The 17,669-nt window shown below is 32.1% G+C and carries 14 protein-coding genes; 4 read left to right on the top strand and 10 right to left on the bottom strand.

The window, feature by feature from the left end; genetic code table 11:
* The first annotated feature begins 54 nt into the window (after nucleotides 1-54).
* Entirely contained in the window at nucleotides 55-537 is a 483-nt protein-coding gene (locus QMO11_RS17250; protein ID WP_282038713.1) for a hypothetical protein, read from the top strand.
* 1 nt (nucleotide 538) lies between these two features.
* Nucleotides 539-793, top strand: a complete 255-nt coding sequence (locus QMO11_RS17245; protein ID WP_282038711.1) for a hypothetical protein — start codon at nucleotides 539-541, stop codon at nucleotides 791-793.
* Here the strand turns inward: QMO11_RS17245 and QMO11_RS17240 are convergent.
* The 6 genes from QMO11_RS17240 to QMO11_RS17215 form a co-directional block, all read right to left on the bottom strand.
* Nucleotides 786-1,526, bottom strand: coding sequence for a LytR/AlgR family response regulator transcription factor (locus QMO11_RS17240; RefSeq protein WP_282038709.1), 741 nt, complete (start codon nucleotides 1,524-1,526; stop codon nucleotides 786-788). The two genes, QMO11_RS17245 and QMO11_RS17240, sit on opposite strands and share 8 nt — an antisense overlap.
* A 997-nt stretch (nucleotides 1,527-2,523) precedes the next feature.
* Nucleotides 2,524-2,916, bottom strand: a complete 393-nt coding sequence (locus QMO11_RS17235) for a DUF3859 domain-containing protein (protein WP_282038707.1) — start codon at nucleotides 2,914-2,916, stop codon at nucleotides 2,524-2,526.
* Nucleotides 2,916-5,111: a tetratricopeptide repeat protein gene (locus QMO11_RS17230; RefSeq protein WP_282038705.1), complete on the bottom strand. Its 2,196-nt coding sequence runs from the start codon at nucleotides 5,109-5,111 to the stop codon at nucleotides 2,916-2,918. The genes QMO11_RS17235 and QMO11_RS17230 overlap by 1 nt, the downstream gene beginning before the upstream one ends.
* A 6-nt stretch (nucleotides 5,112-5,117) precedes the next feature.
* Entirely contained in the window at nucleotides 5,118-9,026 is a 3,909-nt protein-coding gene (locus QMO11_RS17225) for a translocation/assembly module TamB domain-containing protein (protein ID WP_282038703.1), read from the bottom strand.
* 14 nt (nucleotides 9,027-9,040) lie between these two features.
* Nucleotides 9,041-10,867 carry a BamA/OMP85 family outer membrane protein gene (locus QMO11_RS17220; RefSeq protein WP_282038701.1) on the bottom strand — a complete coding sequence of 609 codons (1,827 nt, stop codon included), beginning with the start codon at nucleotides 10,865-10,867 and terminating at the stop codon, nucleotides 9,041-9,043.
* A 21-nt stretch (nucleotides 10,868-10,888) separates the two neighbouring features.
* Nucleotides 10,889-11,482, bottom strand: a complete 594-nt coding sequence (locus QMO11_RS17215) for a DUF4294 domain-containing protein (RefSeq protein WP_282038699.1) — start codon at nucleotides 11,480-11,482, stop codon at nucleotides 10,889-10,891.
* Nucleotides 11,483-11,780: 298 nt separating this feature from the next.
* On the opposite strand from QMO11_RS17215, the gene QMO11_RS17210 reads away from it, so the two are divergent.
* Nucleotides 11,781-11,912, top strand: a complete 132-nt coding sequence (locus tag QMO11_RS17210) for a hypothetical protein (RefSeq protein WP_282038698.1) — start codon at nucleotides 11,781-11,783, stop codon at nucleotides 11,910-11,912.
* Between the two features lie 217 nt (nucleotides 11,913-12,129).
* Nucleotides 12,130-13,137, top strand: coding sequence for a type I glyceraldehyde-3-phosphate dehydrogenase (gene gap, locus QMO11_RS17205; RefSeq protein ID WP_075602964.1), 1,008 nt, complete (start codon nucleotides 12,130-12,132; stop codon nucleotides 13,135-13,137).
* A gap of 237 nt (nucleotides 13,138-13,374) precedes the next feature.
* Here gap and QMO11_RS17200 read toward each other — a convergent pair whose 3' ends face one another.
* From QMO11_RS17200 to QMO11_RS17185, 4 genes are all read right to left on the bottom strand, one after another.
* Entirely contained in the window at nucleotides 13,375-14,613 is a 1,239-nt protein-coding gene (locus QMO11_RS17200; RefSeq protein WP_282038697.1) for a hypothetical protein, read from the bottom strand.
* A gap of 80 nt (nucleotides 14,614-14,693) precedes the next feature.
* On the bottom strand, nucleotides 14,694-15,548 hold the full coding sequence (locus tag QMO11_RS17195; protein ID WP_282038696.1) for a glucosaminidase domain-containing protein: 855 nt from the start codon (nucleotides 15,546-15,548) through the stop codon (nucleotides 14,694-14,696).
* Nucleotides 15,549-15,700: 152 nt separating this feature from the next.
* Nucleotides 15,701-16,690 carry a PorP/SprF family type IX secretion system membrane protein gene (locus QMO11_RS17190; protein WP_282038694.1) on the bottom strand — a complete coding sequence of 330 codons (990 nt, stop codon included), beginning with the start codon at nucleotides 16,688-16,690 and terminating at the stop codon, nucleotides 15,701-15,703.
* A 5-nt stretch (nucleotides 16,691-16,695) separates the two neighbouring features.
* Complete coding sequence (locus tag QMO11_RS17185; RefSeq protein WP_282038691.1) at nucleotides 16,696-17,664, bottom strand: Ig-like domain-containing protein; 969 nt, start codon at nucleotides 17,662-17,664, stop codon at nucleotides 16,696-16,698.
* Between the last annotated feature and the right edge of the window lie 5 nt (nucleotides 17,665-17,669).

Below are 17,669 nucleotides of genomic sequence, written 5' to 3'. Positions count from 1 at the left end.
TCTTAATGTATATTTGAACGATATTTAATTTAGATAACTTAATTGGTAAGTTAAATGCCTATTAAAACAAATAGCATAAGTACAATAAAAAAAGAACTCAAAGATCTTCCGAAAGAAGTTTTAGTTGAGCATTGTATACGCTTAGCTAAGTATAAAAAAGAAAATAAAGAGTTATTACACTACCTGCTTTACGAAGCTTCCGACGAAGAAAATTACATTAATGAGATTAAACTAGAAATTGAAGATGGTTTTAAGGGTATAAATAAGAACACCTTATACTTTGCTAAAAAAACCATTCGCAAGGTGCTTAGAATTGTCACTCAGCATATTAAATATTCAGGTAAAAAAACAACTCAAATTGAATTGCTGATTCACTTTTGTTATGTAATGAAGAACTGTAATGTTCCTTTTAAGAATAGCAAAGTCCTCAAGAATTTATATGAGCGCCAGTTAAGTAATATTTACAAAGCAATGGGTGCTCTTCACGAAGATATTAAATTAGATTACGAAGACGATTTAGAGAAAATAAGACTATAATATGGGGATATTAAGAAGCATAAAAAACGAACATATATTGTTTGAGAACACTGCCTTAGAGTGCGTTGTTGCCATCCACGAAAGTGAGGTTAAAAAGATAAAGACATATTTCAAGAAGCATAAAGGCAAAAAGGAAAAACCTAGCGAGCTGGTTAACGGTTACTTATTCATTTATGATGAAGAATTTGAATCAAATAAAATAGACTTCAGTAAACTTGTTGAGTTTGAAATAAGAGATTTATCAAAAATTAAATAAAACTGTTAGCTATTTTAGAAATATGCTCAATTAGTGGTTTAAAATTAATAGCTGCTAAGGGCATTTCTAATTCTCCCAAACGAATAATATTTTTTTCTTTATCAATTTCAGATACGTAATTAATATTTATCAAGCACGACCTATGCACCCTAAAAAAATGTGACTCTGGTAATTTTTCCTCAACACTACCTATTGTTTTTGATACGTACAATGGCTCACCATCAGCCTTAAATATTTTGCAATAATTGCCGTCTGCTTCAATAGCTCGTATTTCATTATAAGCAACAATATGAACACCCTTCTGATGATTCACCATCAACTTACTATAACCATAATCCAAATCGCCATTTTTTGGCTCATTTGGTTTGGTTTTACGCTTCATGTTTATTTTAAGAACTGTATCTACTAATTCTTTAGGCTTGATTGGTTTTAGTATATAACCAGAAGCTCCTAAACCAACGGCATCTACAGCATATTGATTATGTGCTGTAATAAATACCACATCAAAATTTATGACATCAAAATAATTAAATACATCTAAACCCGATTGTTGAGGCATCGATATATCCATAAATACAAGTCCTGGTGATTCTTTTTTTATTAACGAAACTGCAGAGTCAAGATTATCAGTCATACCCACTACCTCTACTACATCGTGCAGATACATTTCAAGTATTTTTTTAATACTCTGACGTGCACTATTCTCGTCATCAACAATGATTGTTCTTAACATTTTATTCAGATATGGAGCCTTGGTATACTATTTATGAACCGTGAAAGTAATGATTATGGTAGTAACTTACAAACATAATCTTCATTCTATATATAAAAGTTTAATCTGCTTTATTTACAAAACAGACTACTTCGTGTATAAAAAAGGGTATCCCACTAAACGAGTTAGTTTAGTTAATGAGATTAAATGCCTCAGTAGCATCTTTGCATAAACCCTTAACAAACATCCATCATGAATAAACTCAAGATTAAACTCGAATTTCCAACTACAATTCTTTTCATTCAATACATATTAGTAATTGTATCGCTTATCGCAATTTTATCTTAGACTTGGTTTCTAATGACTGATTAGTCCTATTTATTGATCAAAATCTCATATAATGAATTGGTCATCCTAGAAAAAGACTAATGATAAAACCATCAAAAAATAACCTTATACTTATTAATGACGAATGATGTTATTTCGTTATGAAGTGTTAATTACACCCGCTTATGAATGCAATTATTTTAGGGGCAAAAAAATCATTTATGGGTGGTAAAATGTGTTTGATAGTTCACTATTGTTCTTTTTAAGTACACATTATTTTCCGTAAGTCCTGCTAGGTGGTGTATCTGTACAAAATATAGGGGGAATATGTACAATTAGTGTTTTTTAACTTGTGTAACAGTAGCTTTTTTAATAGTTTTAAAAATGTTGTGAGGGCAAAAAGCAATTTTCTTTTGGCCAAATAACATAAATTAACAGTTAAATATTTTGAGTTTACAAGTGTTTCAGCAAAACATGTATGATTATTACATCAGTAGTTGAGATAATATTATATAAAAGATGATGAGTTATAGTTTAAAAAATTTGGGAGATATGTTTAGGAAGACGGAGGATACAACTATTAAATTAAAAAGAAAGATATTTTGGTTTCTTGTTATTGAAGTATTATTAGTTATAGCACTTTTAGGATTTACCTTCTTTTTAATTTCTGTAGTTTTAGCTTAACCTTTATTTATAAAGACTTCTTTATAAATAAAGATTTTTTAGCTATAATTTTACCATCCAACCATGTAGTTAAGCACCATTCACCTTGTTTGTCTTCGATGGGAGCCCATATAGTATCTCCCAAAAAGAACTCATAGTCGTTTGAATTAATAAAATATTCTCCAGTAAAAGAAGGTTCTACCTTTCCTTGATCATCCTTAAATGGGGGATGATCAATTCTATACTTTACTCTTTTCCCTTTAGCTCCTTTAATAATTATCACGTAACCAAATTCAACATCTAGTTCCAATGGTATTTGATCTGTTATATCCAATAGTTTAGGCAATTCCTTAGTACCCCTATCCCATCGTGAATATACTCCATAACTATATAATTCCGTGCTAACTTTCTTTTTTGCCATTACTCTTCTATGCTATACTTTAATTGATCTATTATTATTGGCAAGTCTAATTCATCTACACCATTCAGAATAAGTTGTTCTTGATCTTCGTAAAATGTATTGAAGAATTCTTCACTATTATTCATTAAATTAATGGCCTTCTTGTAATACACTAACGCTTGCTTTCTATCTTTTAAACAAAGATAAACGTGCCCAATATTAATTAAATCTTGATTGTTTGAGGAGCTAATCAATAATTTCTGATAATACTTTTCTGCTTGTTCAAAATTTCCGGACACAAACGAACACCAAGCAATTGGACTCCATACCTTAGTGTTAGTTGAATCTAAATATTCCACCTTGAAATAATACTTCAGTGCATCTTTATAGTTTTTAAGATCAAGATGACAATGACCTATAAGAGCCTGAGTGTGTAAATCCTCAGGTTTTAATTTTTCTGCTTGCAGATAATAATTTAAGGATTCCTGAGGTTTCCCTATGGATTTATACATCAAGGCAATTTTCTTAATGGTCCACAACTGATCGGTCTTTAAAATATCTGCCCTTAGGTATAAATCCAAAGCTTCAGTGTATTTACCAACTTGCTGTAAACTATATGCCGATTTTTGAATTAACTCAACATGACTACTATTATCAGCTAATAGAATTGCAAAAACCTCAGAAGCCTCGAGATAATACTGCTTTTTGAAATAGAACTCTCCAATTTGTCGGAGATAGGATTGATCTTTAAAAAGAGTGGAAAAGAACTGCTTTTTATGAAAAGCCATCTTCCATGCAAAAACATCTTCAAATTGATTGCGATGCGGATATAATTTATACAAACGATAAAGGTCTTGTATATAACGGTTATTTATATTGGCTTCCTTTTTATCTGGTTTAACTAAGGAATCATCTTTTTCAATATCTTCTATTTGCTCGAGCTGTTGCTCAAACATTTTAGCCATCATATCTTTTTGAAACGATGGCATAAAAGGAACGCTTAGGAATAATGAATATTTATCAGAGTTACATAAGAATCCTGATTTTGTTAAACTCTCTTGCACCGATTTACTACCAAAAATATACTGATCGTCTCCATAATTTGGAGCTAAAGCAGGATTTTTAACATCAAAAGGGATTAACCAATTATGTACATCATTAAAAAACGGAAAATGTTTAAGTGTTTTAAACGTACTTAAAAACACATCGGCACCTTCCATTTGCCATTCGGTAATTTCCTCTAGCTTGCTTTTTAATTCTGGTGAATCTTTAAAGAAATCTTCCCAATCAGGATTTTCTCCTTCAATAAATTTTTCACCAATCATATCATCAATATCCAGTTTATTGCGAAGGTTAGGATGCATTTTCACCACTTCTGGCAAAATTTCTTCGTTCAACTTGGTTATGATCTTTTCCGTTTCTCTAGTTCTAATTAAATTAATAAGTAGAGACGAAATAGCCTTGATATTTTTTTCATCATCAACTAATAAGTCGATACGTTTTGTTATGGTTGGATAATACTTTAGGCGATTATCATATTTATATAAACTCAAAATTAAACCAACCAAAGAACGCTGTCGCACTTCTTGAGTTTTACTGGAACAAACTTCAAATAAAACCAACAACTTTTCTAACGAGAACTCTTGCAAAAGTCCCACAGTGATGGCTGAAACAAAAAGCGCTCGGTATGTATAGTTTACATCTTCATCTAATAATATACCTACAATAGCCTTATGTTCGGATAAACTAATATCATGAACAGAAAACAATTTGTTGAAAATGTGTTTAATGCTTTCATCGGCAGTATTCGACTGCTGACCAATCTGACCAGCTAATGCATCACTTTCTAAAGCTTCATAAAAATTACTTATTACATTCTCAATTGAATTAGCATTGTCAGATTGTCGTCTTAACTGATATAAATAATCACTCGATTTTTGCTTGTAGATAAACGAAAACAAACGGTCGGATAAATTAAATGTATCACCAATAATTTTATCATACATTTTTTGTTGCTCAGGATCATTTACTCCCTCAACAGCATAAGAGAGTAAACTTTTATAGGTAAACTGTATATTATAATGATCATCAATAATACTACCACTTTGAAATTGCTTGGCTAAATTACCAATCATTGCCAAAGCATCCTTTATTTGCTTTTTGCACAAGGCATTATTGATTTCTTGATTTAACTTTTTTATTTCCTGAATTTCCATGCGATTTTACTTTTTTAGATTTCGCTTTTCTTTACGTTTCTCTTTACGAGATTTAGATGTATTATCCCAATTGTTTTCTTTTTCAAACTTAAGGGTTACATCAATTCCCGAAGTTTTTGAGCTCCCGCTTTGCACCTGAAAGTACAAATTATCAATTACCTCATACTCTAAAGTAACAGATTCCGGTGTAATTTCATTATTATTATTTTCGCCAAAACCTCGTTGATACTTCATAAATAGATCTTTAGTAATGTATTTACCTACCACAAAATCCATACTCTGAAAATTATCTTCGGTATTGAGCTCAATCATATCTAAATTTAGCTGATTACCCAAAGTTTTACTCAATTGCGAAGATACCATTTTTGTCATAATTCCGGAGGAAACTGCCGAGGCCAATCCTTTTTGATTATCATATCCTATTTCATCAGAAGAGCGATTGTATATTATATAAGAAATTGCATCACTCTCTGTAATACTTCTTCCGTCAATTAAAAAACTTAATTCGGGTTCTACTACTGTGCCTAATATATTTAAGGTTAATGTTTGCACATCCTTATCAGCACCTCTAAAAACATATTCAGCTTTCAAATTCAAGCTTGGCTCAAAGGTTTCTCCACCGGTAAAGTTAATTTCTCCACCCTCTAAATTGAATCGTCTTCCGTATAGATAATATGAGCCTCTCGATACTTGTATATAGCCAAACAGTTCGAAAAAACGACCCGTTTTAACCACATCAATATCCCCATTAATTTCTAGTTTAAGTACATCACTCTTAACCCACGTGTTTTTTGGGATGATAATCTTTAAACTACCAAACAGCTCTTGTACAACAAAATCGCTATTAGAGAAACTGGCAGTATCAGAACGAAGGCCTCGTTCATCAACAAATAAACTATCGCCACTTTGAGCTCTAATTGCTTGAACTAACAAAGGCTTTTCCTGCTCTTTTGAGTTTTGAGAACTAGCTAAATCGGGCAAGAAAAAACTGGATCGTAACACATCAATTTTACCCGTATACGTAACACTATCGTTTATTGACTTTAATTGCGAATTCGCATCTATAACAATATCGTGAGCCTTTATATTTGAAACATGAAAATTTTTAGCTTCCAAATTAAAATCGAGATTACCATATTTTCCGGATAATATTGAATCATTTATTTCTGTAGTTCCATTAACTCTTAAATAACCATTACCCGATTTCATTATTAATGAATCTACTCCGAACTGGCTGTTATTAGCATTTATTGATGCATTAATATCGTGATAACTAATCCCATATTTTTCCATATTAAACAAACCATCAATTAAGGATAAATATCCAGAATATAGTGGTTTCACATTGGTTCCTCCAACTGTAAAATTAAGTACAGCATCACCATCTAAAACAATACCTTTATTATTATGATTGGTATATTCGCTCAAATTAACCCTTGATGAATGTACATTTCCACTAATATCGAAAGTATCTTTTACGCCTATTTCAGAATCTTTAAAATTTAAAGAAACTGGAAAACTAAAATCTACAGCAAGGGTATCGTTTGCTTTATCAAGCAATAATAAATCGGCTTTTGCTTGTTGATTTAGAATATTGAAATCTAAATTAACAACATTGGGATTGATCCAATCGTATTGCGCCTCATCAATTTTTAACGACGAAGTAAAACTAGGATTACTTCCCTCACCTATTAGGTTTGCATTATAAGAAACGAGTCCCTGAAAATCTCGTTCCTTAATTATTTGGTTTAGTATGTTTAGTCTAAAATTATCAACACTTAAATTTAAGTCAGAATATCCCTTGGGATTGAAGTTTCCTAATATATTTAATTCATAATCTTTTTCATTTTCTGTTCCAACAAAGGCTACATCTACACATTTTATATTACTTGAATCGATAACAAACGCCATGGATTGATACCTACTCTGAATATCGAAAAAAGGAGTTTCAATAAAAGCATAGGGAACTTGAATTGTTATACTGTCACCTAGCAAAACCTTTGAATCTACTTCGATTGTAAGTGTATCTGTTTTAATAGCTTTTAAATGAGCCTCTATTTCATTTTTTGCATACGCAATGCTTGCCTTTAAACTATCTACGTGAGTAGACCCTAATAATAATCCGGAAGCTTTGAATTTGGAATTTGCCACTAAAGAATCTGCAATGATTAATGATGCTTCTCCCTCCAAAGTATCGAGTTTAAAGGTACTCCTAACTACATCCTTAAAAAGATATTTACAATTCAATAACAATGAATCTGTAGCCCCAGTAACCGTACCCTCAGCCATTAAACTCGAGTTAATACTACTATCATTAATTAAAGCATACAACATGTTTAAACTATCAAGTTCAAGAGCATAGGTTCCTTCAATATTTTTATTCTTGAAAGAATAATATCCTGAGGAATTAATTAGAACATCTTCTCTACCCATAGAAAAAGTATCCACCTGTATAACTCCATCATTTATTTTTAAATCACTTATTAAGCTATTAAATGTCACTCCTTTTATATACAAGGAGTCGGACTTTAAATTTACAGATGCATTCACTCTGTTTGTATTAAAGCCAGAACCATTTGCATCTATTGAAATTGCTCCGCCTAACTCATCAAGTTGTTTCTTATTAAATGCATTTCCATTGAAATAATCAGCATCCACCATTAAGGAATACTCTTGCTTTTTTATAAAATCAGTTAAAACTATATTCGCAGCTGCTTTAATTTTAGGGTCAACAATTGTAATTTCTGAATTTACATTAGGGTATTCCAAAACACCTTTAGCATTTAACTGCTGAACATCGTAACCATATGCATTTATTGCATTTAAGTTAAATTGATATTTAATAGGAGTCTCTTTAAACTTGAATCCGGATCCTTTTAACTGAATATCTCCATTGAACTCAATAGGCAAATTTTGCTTTATTCCCCAATTTGAAGGATGAATATTTTTACATTTTAACTTTAAATCATAAGGCGAATTATGAATAAAACTATGTGTTGATTCATCCAAATTAAAGACAGCCTCAATATTTATTTCTTCAGACAACTGCCGTAAGGTTGACTCCAAATAAAGTTTAGATTCTTCAGTGCGAATATTAATATCAACCTTAGGTAAGGTTTTAAAATACAATTGAGGAATAAACATTTCGAATTCAGAAACATTGATACTATCGGACTGAAGTGAAACTGTATGCTTATACAAATTAAGATAATTACCTCCGATGGCAATATGGTTTTTTGGAGTATTGAGCAATAAGGAATCAACACTAAAACCCAAAGAATCATACACTGCATTAAACCTTAAATCATCGATTTTATAAATGGGCTTCTGGGTTTGTAAATCGAGATGTTTTAGTGATAAAAACATTGCACCGTTAATCATCGAAAAAGCAGCATCAAGATTTAATTGATCCAGGTGCTCTGGGATTACTTTCGATTTTGTAATAAAATCACTACTCAAACCATTTATAAGTATACTTTGCCCGTGTATAGAAAAAGGAAAAGGTTGGCTCTCTTTTTTCTCTTTTACAGTATTCGGTTTAAAAACCGATACAATATTCCATTTTTTGCTAGCCTGATGAATATTAGCAGTCGGGTTTTCTAATATTAGATTCTCAACTACTATTTGCTTATCTAATAAAGCTAACAAATCGTAATTCACCTCTATTTTATCCACCGTTAAAACTGTGGTGGTAGAATCTGATATTATTATAGAATCAATGATGATTGTATTAAACAAGTTACCCCTAACTCCTGCAATCGAGAAAGTACCTTGAAGGCTTTTATTTAGCTCCTCTATGGCCACATTAGCGGCTTTTTTTCGGATAGGAGTACTTTGAAGAAGCAACAACAATAGCAGTAGAAGCATCAATAATGCAACTAGAAACCATATTATATATTTTACAACTTTCTTCACCTCGTTTATTGTACTTAAAAACTATGACCTATACTAAAATAGAATTGCCAGGGCTTACCTGTATCCTTTATAATTGGTTTTGCTAAATCAATGCCAATGGGGCCTATGGGTGTGCTGTATCTAAGCCCAACTCCTGCGGAGTACAACAAATCCTTAGCATCAAAGTAACTACTTTGCTCCCAAACATTTCCTAAATCCATAAATAAAACCATTCCCACCCCATACCTCGGCAGAAGCAATATTCTGTTTTCGATTGACATCTCAAAAATGGTGTTACCTCCGATGGGTTGACCATTCGCATCTTGAGGACCAATATCTTGCCTATTATATCCTCTTATGGATTGTGATCCTCCTCCAAAATAACGTTCTTCAATGGGGATAAACTCTGTACTTGAGTTGGTTAATATTGTACCAGCTTTCAATTTTAACGCCAATACCCAACCGTATTTTAATAAATGATATTTATGAAACTCACCTAGAAATTTGTTAAAACTATAGGGTCCTTTCTTAAAAAAATCATTTGTTTTAACATTTGCCGCTAAGTAAATCCCGCCAATTGGATCAAAAATAGGTTGTGTATTTGTATAGGTAAATCCAAAAGTAAACCCGGCCTTATTATATGCCGATTGTAATTCACTCGCATCTGGAATATCACCAACACTGGTAGTATCTAAATCCACTTTTTCATTTAAATAACCTAATGACATATTGGAACGCTTGCTTATTTTTTGCAAAATAGTAATACTAGCTCCCTTCTTTTCAAGAGAATATCCCTGCTCATTTTCTTTTGAGATATAGGGCGATAAAATAAGTTGAGATTTTGGACTATAAAAAGAGGGTTGAATTAAGTTCAACTTAAAATCATAGGGTTCAATGGCAGAATGATTCATATTTAGTTCGGCACGGCGCGCACCTCCTAAAAAATGCAAATAAGTAAATTGCCCAAATACTCTTACATTGGTTTCTTTTCCATACCCGGCCCCCCATTTACTAGTTAAACGAGGAGCCTCTCTCAAATTAACTAAAGTAGCAATAGAATCTCGTTGCTCCTCAGAGCGAACTGTTTTTGTACTAGCAATTCTATAAACTCCAATGTTGTATAGATTATGTTGTGTGAGTTCTATCTTTCTTGGGTTATAAATATCACCTTTATCAAATACTACCTGCTTATCCAATATCTTTTGCCTTACCTTTGTTTGTCCAATAAAAGTAATGTCCCCAAAAAAACATAAATCTCTAGTATCGATCTCCCAAATAATGGAAGCTAATTTATTTTCAACATCTACATCTATTATTGGCTCTACTTTTACATAAGCATAACCGATATTCTCAAAACTTTGAGATATGAGAACATCATCTTCATAAACCGCAGCATCCCTAAATACCTTTCCTTTACGAGCACTTAGTGTTTTAATCAGTTTCCTAGATTTATAAGTAGCAAAGAATTCATCTAAAGACTGAGAACCATTAATTCTGAATTGTACATCTCCAACCCTAATTTGGTCATTCTCTTTAACATTAAATGTAACACTCACCTTACCTTTACGCGAATACTTTAATTCTGCATCAGCCACTTCAGCATTTAAAAAACCAAAGCGTTGATAAAGCTCAATGACTTTAGTAACATCTTGTTTATAGACTGAGTTAGAAAAAAAAGATTTATCAGATCGTTTGCTCTTTTTAAGTGATATCGCATCCTGTAATTGAGAATTAGAGACACTAATATTACCCTTAAAACGTATTTTCTTAAGCTCAGCATCGCTTTGCGCTTGTAATAATGACAGGCAGAAAAAATATGCGAGTATTATGAATACTATTATTTTAATATTAGGTAATATCATTCAGTCTTTTAAATCTTTTTTCTATAGTAAGCCTAAATCAATTTGATATATGATATACTCTATCATAGCATCTTCTCCCTCCTCATCAAATTCTGATTTCAAGTTAGAACCAAAGATTCGTGCCACTGATTGCCACATCATAGCCGAAAATCCGCCCTTTAATTCCTTAATTAAACTATAACTATTCGATCCGGTTTCCCGATCTATTAACTTTATTAACATACGCCCCTGCGAAAAAGTTAATTTACGCAAAGGAGCTTCAAACTCCTCAAAAAGTTCTTTCTCTGCTTTTTTTAAGTATGCTTTTTGCTCCTTCTCTCCAACAATAGTATCAACAGTTTGAGCTATTAATATAATTTGCTCATTTGCTTTACGTGCATAGGGTAAAGTTTTTTTTATATCACGCACTAACTTTGTATACCTTTTATACTTTCGTTTACTTTTAAACTTTTTAGGTGGCGATACCTTAACTTCAATAATATTAATATGTGGTACAGTATCTCCATTCACAACTGTTGAATTAACAAAGTGCGGTTCTTCTTTTACCTCTTGGGAAAATAGTAAGGTGCTCCCAACTAGGAATGACAATAACAATACTAATCTATAAATATGCATTATTACATTAAATCTTGACTGAACACTTTTGCGAGAAATACAAATCGCTAATTTATTCAAAGGTAACTTTCAATAACAATTTACACGTCTCATTTGGCTAGAAAATCTACCAAAAAAGAGCTTTTGGTAAATATGAATAATTAGTTTAAAGTAAATATTTATACGACTTATCATTTTCATCAAATAAAACATGCCGTTAATAATAAAAAAAAATAAATTTGTAACCCATTACGACTTACTTTCGTTAAGATTGAATAGTTAAGAAAATAAGGAGTCATTAATTAGATATAATATTATTATGAAAAAAACATTTATTGTAGGTGTCGCAGTTGTTTTTATATTGGCATTAGGTTTTACTTCTTGTAAAACTACACAAGATTGTCCTGCTTATAGCAAAGCTAAAGTTGAGACAAATATGGAGAAAGCTTAACCTAGAAAAATTTAGAAAAAGGGGTACGATAATGTCGTACCCCTTTTTTTTTGGACCTAAAGTATGCTAAAAAACATATTACGGGCACTTTTTACATTTTTTAATAAACATTGTTGAAAAACAATATGCTTTTCTTTGAAGATTAATAATTGATTTTATATTTTTGTGGCTCATTTTTAAAGGAATTGTAATTATAATTCTAAAAAAACATATTAAAATGTCAAAAATCAAAATTGGTATTAACGGATTTGGCCGTATCGGTCGTTTCGTATTTCGTCAGGCTGTTGCCAAAGGAACTATTGAAGTTGTAGCTATCAACGACCTTATCGACGTTGACTACATGGCTTACATGTTAAAGTATGATTCTACTCATGGTATCTTTGATGGTACTGTTGAAGTAAAAGATGGTAAGTTAGTTGTTAACGGATCTGAGATTCGTGTTACTGCTGAAAGAAATCCTGCTGACATCAACTGGGGTGGCGTAGAAGCTGAGTATGTTGTTGAGTCTACTGGTTTATTCTTAACTAAAGAGTCTGCTCAAGGTCATATTGACGCTGGTGCTAAAAAAGTTGTAATGTCTGCTCCTTCTAAAGACGATACTCCAATGTTCGTTATGGGTGTAAACAACACTAAGTACACTAACGATATGAACTTTGTTTCTAACGCTTCTTGTACTACTAACTGTTTAGCTCCTGTAGCTAAAGTATTAAATGACAAGTTTGGTATCGTTGAAGGTTTAATGACAACTGTTCACGCTACTACTGCAACACAAAAAACTGTTGACGGTCCTTCTGCTAAGGATTGGAGAGGTGGACGTGGCGCTGGTCAAAACATCATTCCTTCTTCTACTGGTGCTGCTAAAGCTGTAGGTAAAGTAATTCCTGAGCTTAACGGTAAATTAACTGGTATGGCTTTCCGTGTTCCAACTCCAGATGTATCTGTTGTTGATTTAACTGCACGTTTAGAGAAAGGTGCTTCTTACGAGGCTATCTGTGCTGCTATGAAAGAAGCTTCAGAAGGTGAATTAGCTGGTGTTCTTGGTTATACTGAGGATATGGTTGTATCTAACGATTTTATCGGTGATACTCGTACTTCTATCTTTGATGCTAAAGCAGGTATCTCTTTATCTGATAACTTCGTAAAAGTTGTATCTTGGTACGATAACGAAATGGGTTATTCAGCTAAAGTATGTGAATTAATTCAGTACATGGATTCTGTAAAGTAATTTACAGTCACAATAATATAAGAGGGGAGTCAATTTGACTCCCTTTTTTTATGCTCTTTTATTCCCTACAATAGAGAAATATAGTTTTACAATGTGAGTGTGGAACTTATTCCTGATTATGCAGTCTTAACAAAATATTAATTGGAGTAACTCAACTTCTCAAACCTTGGGATAAACAAATTCAGGTATATCAAGAATATTAATTTGGTTTTCTTTTAGGGTGACTTAACAAAGTAACTATCTATAATGCACTCCTTTTACTAGTGGTTTTTTAAGCGAACCTTTAAGCTCAAGAACTAAATCTTCTCCAGAACGAGGAATCTGCAAACCAAACAATCGCTCAATCCCTTCAAAACTTCCTTTTAAATTAGGATCTATAATATTAACGTTCACCGCAGAGCTTTTTATTAAAGATTCGTGTGGCTTAATAAAATCAAACTTAATTTGAGATTGTATCTTAGCTTTTAACAAAGGGGAGTATAGTCTAGTATCTGATAAGTATAAATCTCCACCTCTTAACTCTCCATTAAAATCAAGTTTATTGATACGCAAATCATCAAGACTAACGCCTATCAAGGACAATTGATTGGTATACATTCGTCTTGTTTCTTTATTGAAATCTAGAATTGCATTATTTAAGGCCATATACGTTTTACAACTTGTTCTGTTATCATCTACTTTTCCGAAAGCATCAAAAACAACTTCTCCTGTAGCGCGTTGAACTAAACCATCTATTGAATACAAACCCATATCCTTTATATCACCAAAACTGATGGTATTACCAACACTTGCAATATCGCTTACAAACTGGACTTTTTCTGGCTTCAGGTCATTATTGTAATGATACTTTGCTTTTAAGTCTGCATTGATAAGCGTAGAAGCAATATCCATTTTCTTTAACGTAGCCATTTTAGCTTCTGCGTTATTTGATAATAATGCGCTAAACTTATTTATTTCATCAATCTCCTCATTCCACTTAAGATCTCCAAATATCTCTCCACTCGTTTTAATATTCTCAACATTCAAGTTAATATCCTGGGAAGAACTTAAGGCATTTGATAAATCATTTGGATTTATATCACCCTTAAATATTAATAAAAAACTACTTGCTTTATACCACTCTTTGTTTTTAAGCACATTTAGATTATAAGCAGATAAAGACAACTTAGTCAACTTTTCCAATTTATTAGTTTGAGCAAGTTCTTGCGCCTCATCATAGGCCATCTTAATCACCAATTCATCACACTCTATTAAATAATCAGTTTTGGCTTTAAAATCTATGAATGTAACTTTCGATAAAATTGGAGAAACTTTAATCTGTGAATAAGATACTTCGGAAAAATTCTTCTTAATTAAGGGATTATTCTCAAGATTTGCCTCAATTCTATTAGCAATTTCTACACCATATTGCCAATCAAAAATTACTGCACCTAGTATTAATATTAATAAACTTCCTATAATTAACTTCGTCTTCATTACTTATAATTTACTTTACTAAAGTACGTATTATAAACCAATACTTACAACTCCACAAATGCATTCAATACTTTGCTTTACTAATCAATAAATATGCCATCAGATTTAAAAGGCATTAACTCCACAGAATCATACCTATTCAACTGATTGTGTTCAATTATATCTCGTAGAGACTTTACATATTCATAACGTCTTTCGGAATAATTACTTAAGTGCCATATTAATTGATAGGGGTTATCACTTTTCGATCGCGCTTTTCGAAACTGATTATAGGAGTGGACTCGTGAAATGGTTTCTAGATAATTATAAACCGACTCAAAAACAGAATCGTACTTTCTAAGGTAAACTGCCTTACCATCTCTAGCATTATTTGCCCGCACTCTTTTCTCACTTCTATTATACGACCAAATACCAAAAACATTATTCGCCTCTTGACAAAAACGGGAAGTTCCCCAACCACTCTCAACAGCAGCCTGAGCAAGAGTTATTGATAAAGGGTGCGAATGAAGCGATTCAATAATGTATTGCAAACTATCTGTACGATACTCTTTGGTAATCCGTTTTAAAAAGATTGAATCTTGATGATTTAAATCTCCCTCAAAAGCCTTTTGCTTGATTTTAATAACACTATCCTGTTTAAGCTTGATTTTTTCTTCCGCCATTAAAATTGATGGAATCATGATATCAAGAAATATCCTTTTCTTTTCATCTTTATCCAACTCCGAAAGGTTTGGTATATTTTTATAAATAACTGGATAAACTTCAGAACCAACAATGTGTTTTATTGAATCTGTATCAGTAATATCTACATATTTTACAGCAAGCTCGTTAGTGCATATATTTTTAGACTTACTTAAAAAATTAAGAACTAAACTAACATATAAAGTTATAGCTATTAAAATAAGTAGGTTACGCAAATTCAATCCTTTGATCATATCTATAATAAAGATTTTAGCGACCAAATATAAACATCCGATTTATATATTCAATAAATATCATGCACTTATTCAACATAATTAAACATATCAAACTACAATTATCAACGGTAGTTAATAATGATAAAGTTCTTTCAATCTACTTTTAAACCTTAAAAATTACGCAGGTTTTTCATACTTTCTTCCCTAGGCAGGGCGCGCTTTTTCTTTTTTGTAGTAAAATCTCTTTTCCTATTTCTCTTATAAAGGTTTGTGATACTATAGCGAAAAGTTATTTCGTGAGAATAGTTATTGTAATATTCTTGCTCTAAGCCATAATCGAAAGAATAACCAATATTGATTGCATTTGATATTTGAACATTAACAAGTGCAGACACCCATTTTTGAGTTTGATACAACACACCTAAATACAATAGATTATTAAAAATAACTTGTCCTCCCGCAGAGATATAGCTAAACTGAGAGTTTTTCATTTGCAACAGAAATGCAGGCTTAATGGCAATATTCTTATTTATTGCATGCAAATAACCGGTGCTGATATATGAATAGCGCATCAAAGGATTGTCTTCACCATCTTCTTGAGCGAATGGTTTCTCGTTTAAAATTTTTGGCATTGAAATGCCAAAGTAGAAATTTTGGGTAAAGTAGAAAGCTCCTACTCCAATATTAGGGGTAAAACTATTACTGATATCCGTTCCAAACATGGGATCATTTGGGTCATTTAAATCTAAATCGCCCAAGCCTAATGAGTAGTTAGTCACTGAGCCAGTAAACCCTAATGAAAGAAAGCCTTTTGAGGATAGTTTTATTAACCTAGCATAATTAGCATGAATAAGATTCATTTTATAAGGCCCATACTGCTCAATTTGGACACCCATTCCAATACCAGCAAGAGAATTATTTAAAGGAGAATCGAAACCAATTTGATATTTCTTAGGTGCTCCTTCCATACCAATCCATTGTTGGCGAGCTGTACCATTAATATTAAGCGCTTTTTGCACGCCTGTGTACCCCGGATTGAGAAAAAACTGAGTATTCATGAATTGAGAAGACGACACCTCAAATTGAGCATTTAACTTACCTGCAATGCAAATTGCAAACAAGGTAATATACAGGGTTATATTTGATACTTTAATGTGCATCTCCCCTACCAGTTTAAATAAACGTAACCACTATAAACATCTTTAGAATCGAGCACTTTTATAGTGTAATAATAGGTTCCTTGCTTCAATAATTGCCCTTTGTATTTGCCTGTATTTGCAATACCATCCCAGTTATTTTGATAGTTTAAATCCTTAAAAACAACCTCTCCAATACTTGTGATGATTTGAATCTCAAGATTCTTATCCTTAAAATCAGGCACATAAAATACATCATTAAGACCATCTCCATTGGGCGAAATACCTTGCGGGATAAATACCTCATATCCTTCAGGTGTTTTAATATGAATAAAAACCCAGGCATCATCGCAATCATTATCCGCATCACATACCTGATACTGAAGTGAATCAACACCCGTAAAACCAGTATCGAAAATTGCATTAACACTTAAGTCATTATTTACTGAAGCATACCCTTCATTTAAATCGGTAATAATTATTAAATCAAGTGGTGCATCAAATATACCCTCATCATTATTTAAAACATCTATATTAATATCTTCTCCTGCAAAAGCTACAACAGTATCGTTATTGGCTAAGGGGATGTAGTTAAAATAAGATACCTCAACACTTACTTTGGCCTCATCGCAACTTCCGTTTACATTACAAACCTTATATGTAAACTCATCTTTTCCATTAAATGACGGATCGGGTTTATACAGAATTTCATTATTCTCGGTGACTGTAGTTTCTGCATATTGAGACTCAACACTAATTACCAAACTAGCTACACCATCCTCTAAACCAAAATCATTATTTAGTACATTAATTTTTATTTCTTCGCCCTGATTCATAATGGCAATATCGCTGTTGGCAATAACAGTATTGTTTACCACACGCAAATCACTAGCCTTAACTCCATTGACATATAGATGCAACAAAAGGAAGATCACCAATACTAAATGATTTCTTCCTTTTCTATTAAAGCTAAAATATAATTCTCTATCGATATCCATATTTA

It is taken from the genome of Saccharicrinis aurantiacus (assembly GCF_947489045.1).
GTDB lineage: Bacteria > Bacteroidota > Bacteroidia > Bacteroidales > Marinilabiliaceae > Saccharicrinis > Saccharicrinis aurantiacus.
This window is presented reverse-complemented; position numbering and strand designations above follow the sequence as displayed.

Excerpts from the sequence above, each read along its gene's own strand:
- QMO11_RS17250 (WP_282038713.1), top strand. The coding sequence starts at position 55 with ATGCCTATTAAAACAAATAGCATAAGTACAATAAAAAAAGAACTCAAA.
- QMO11_RS17245 (WP_282038711.1), top strand. The coding sequence starts at position 539 with ATGGGGATATTAAGAAGCATAAAAAACGAACATATATTGTTTGAGAAC.
- QMO11_RS17240 (WP_282038709.1), bottom strand. The coding sequence starts at position 1,526 with ATGTTAAGAACAATCATTGTTGATGACGAGAATAGTGCACGTCAGAGT.
- QMO11_RS17235 (WP_282038707.1), bottom strand. The coding sequence starts at position 2,916 with ATGGCAAAAAAGAAAGTTAGCACGGAATTATATAGTTATGGAGTATAT.
- QMO11_RS17230 (WP_282038705.1), bottom strand. The coding sequence starts at position 5,111 with ATGGAAATTCAGGAAATAAAAAAGTTAAATCAAGAAATCAATAATGCC.
- QMO11_RS17220 (WP_282038701.1), bottom strand. The coding sequence starts at position 10,867 with ATGATATTACCTAATATTAAAATAATAGTATTCATAATACTCGCATAT.
- QMO11_RS17215 (WP_282038699.1), bottom strand. The coding sequence starts at position 11,482 with ATGCATATTTATAGATTAGTATTGTTATTGTCATTCCTAGTTGGGAGC.
- QMO11_RS17210 (WP_282038698.1), top strand. The coding sequence starts at position 11,781 with ATGAAAAAAACATTTATTGTAGGTGTCGCAGTTGTTTTTATATTGGCA.
- gap (WP_075602964.1), top strand. The coding sequence starts at position 12,130 with ATGTCAAAAATCAAAATTGGTATTAACGGATTTGGCCGTATCGGTCGT.
- QMO11_RS17200 (WP_282038697.1), bottom strand. The coding sequence starts at position 14,613 with ATGAAGACGAAGTTAATTATAGGAAGTTTATTAATATTAATACTAGGT.
- QMO11_RS17195 (WP_282038696.1), bottom strand. The coding sequence starts at position 15,548 with ATGATCAAAGGATTGAATTTGCGTAACCTACTTATTTTAATAGCTATA.
- QMO11_RS17190 (WP_282038694.1), bottom strand. The coding sequence starts at position 16,690 with ATGCACATTAAAGTATCAAATATAACCCTGTATATTACCTTGTTTGCA.
- QMO11_RS17185 (WP_282038691.1), bottom strand. The coding sequence starts at position 17,664 with ATGGATATCGATAGAGAATTATATTTTAGCTTTAATAGAAAAGGAAGA.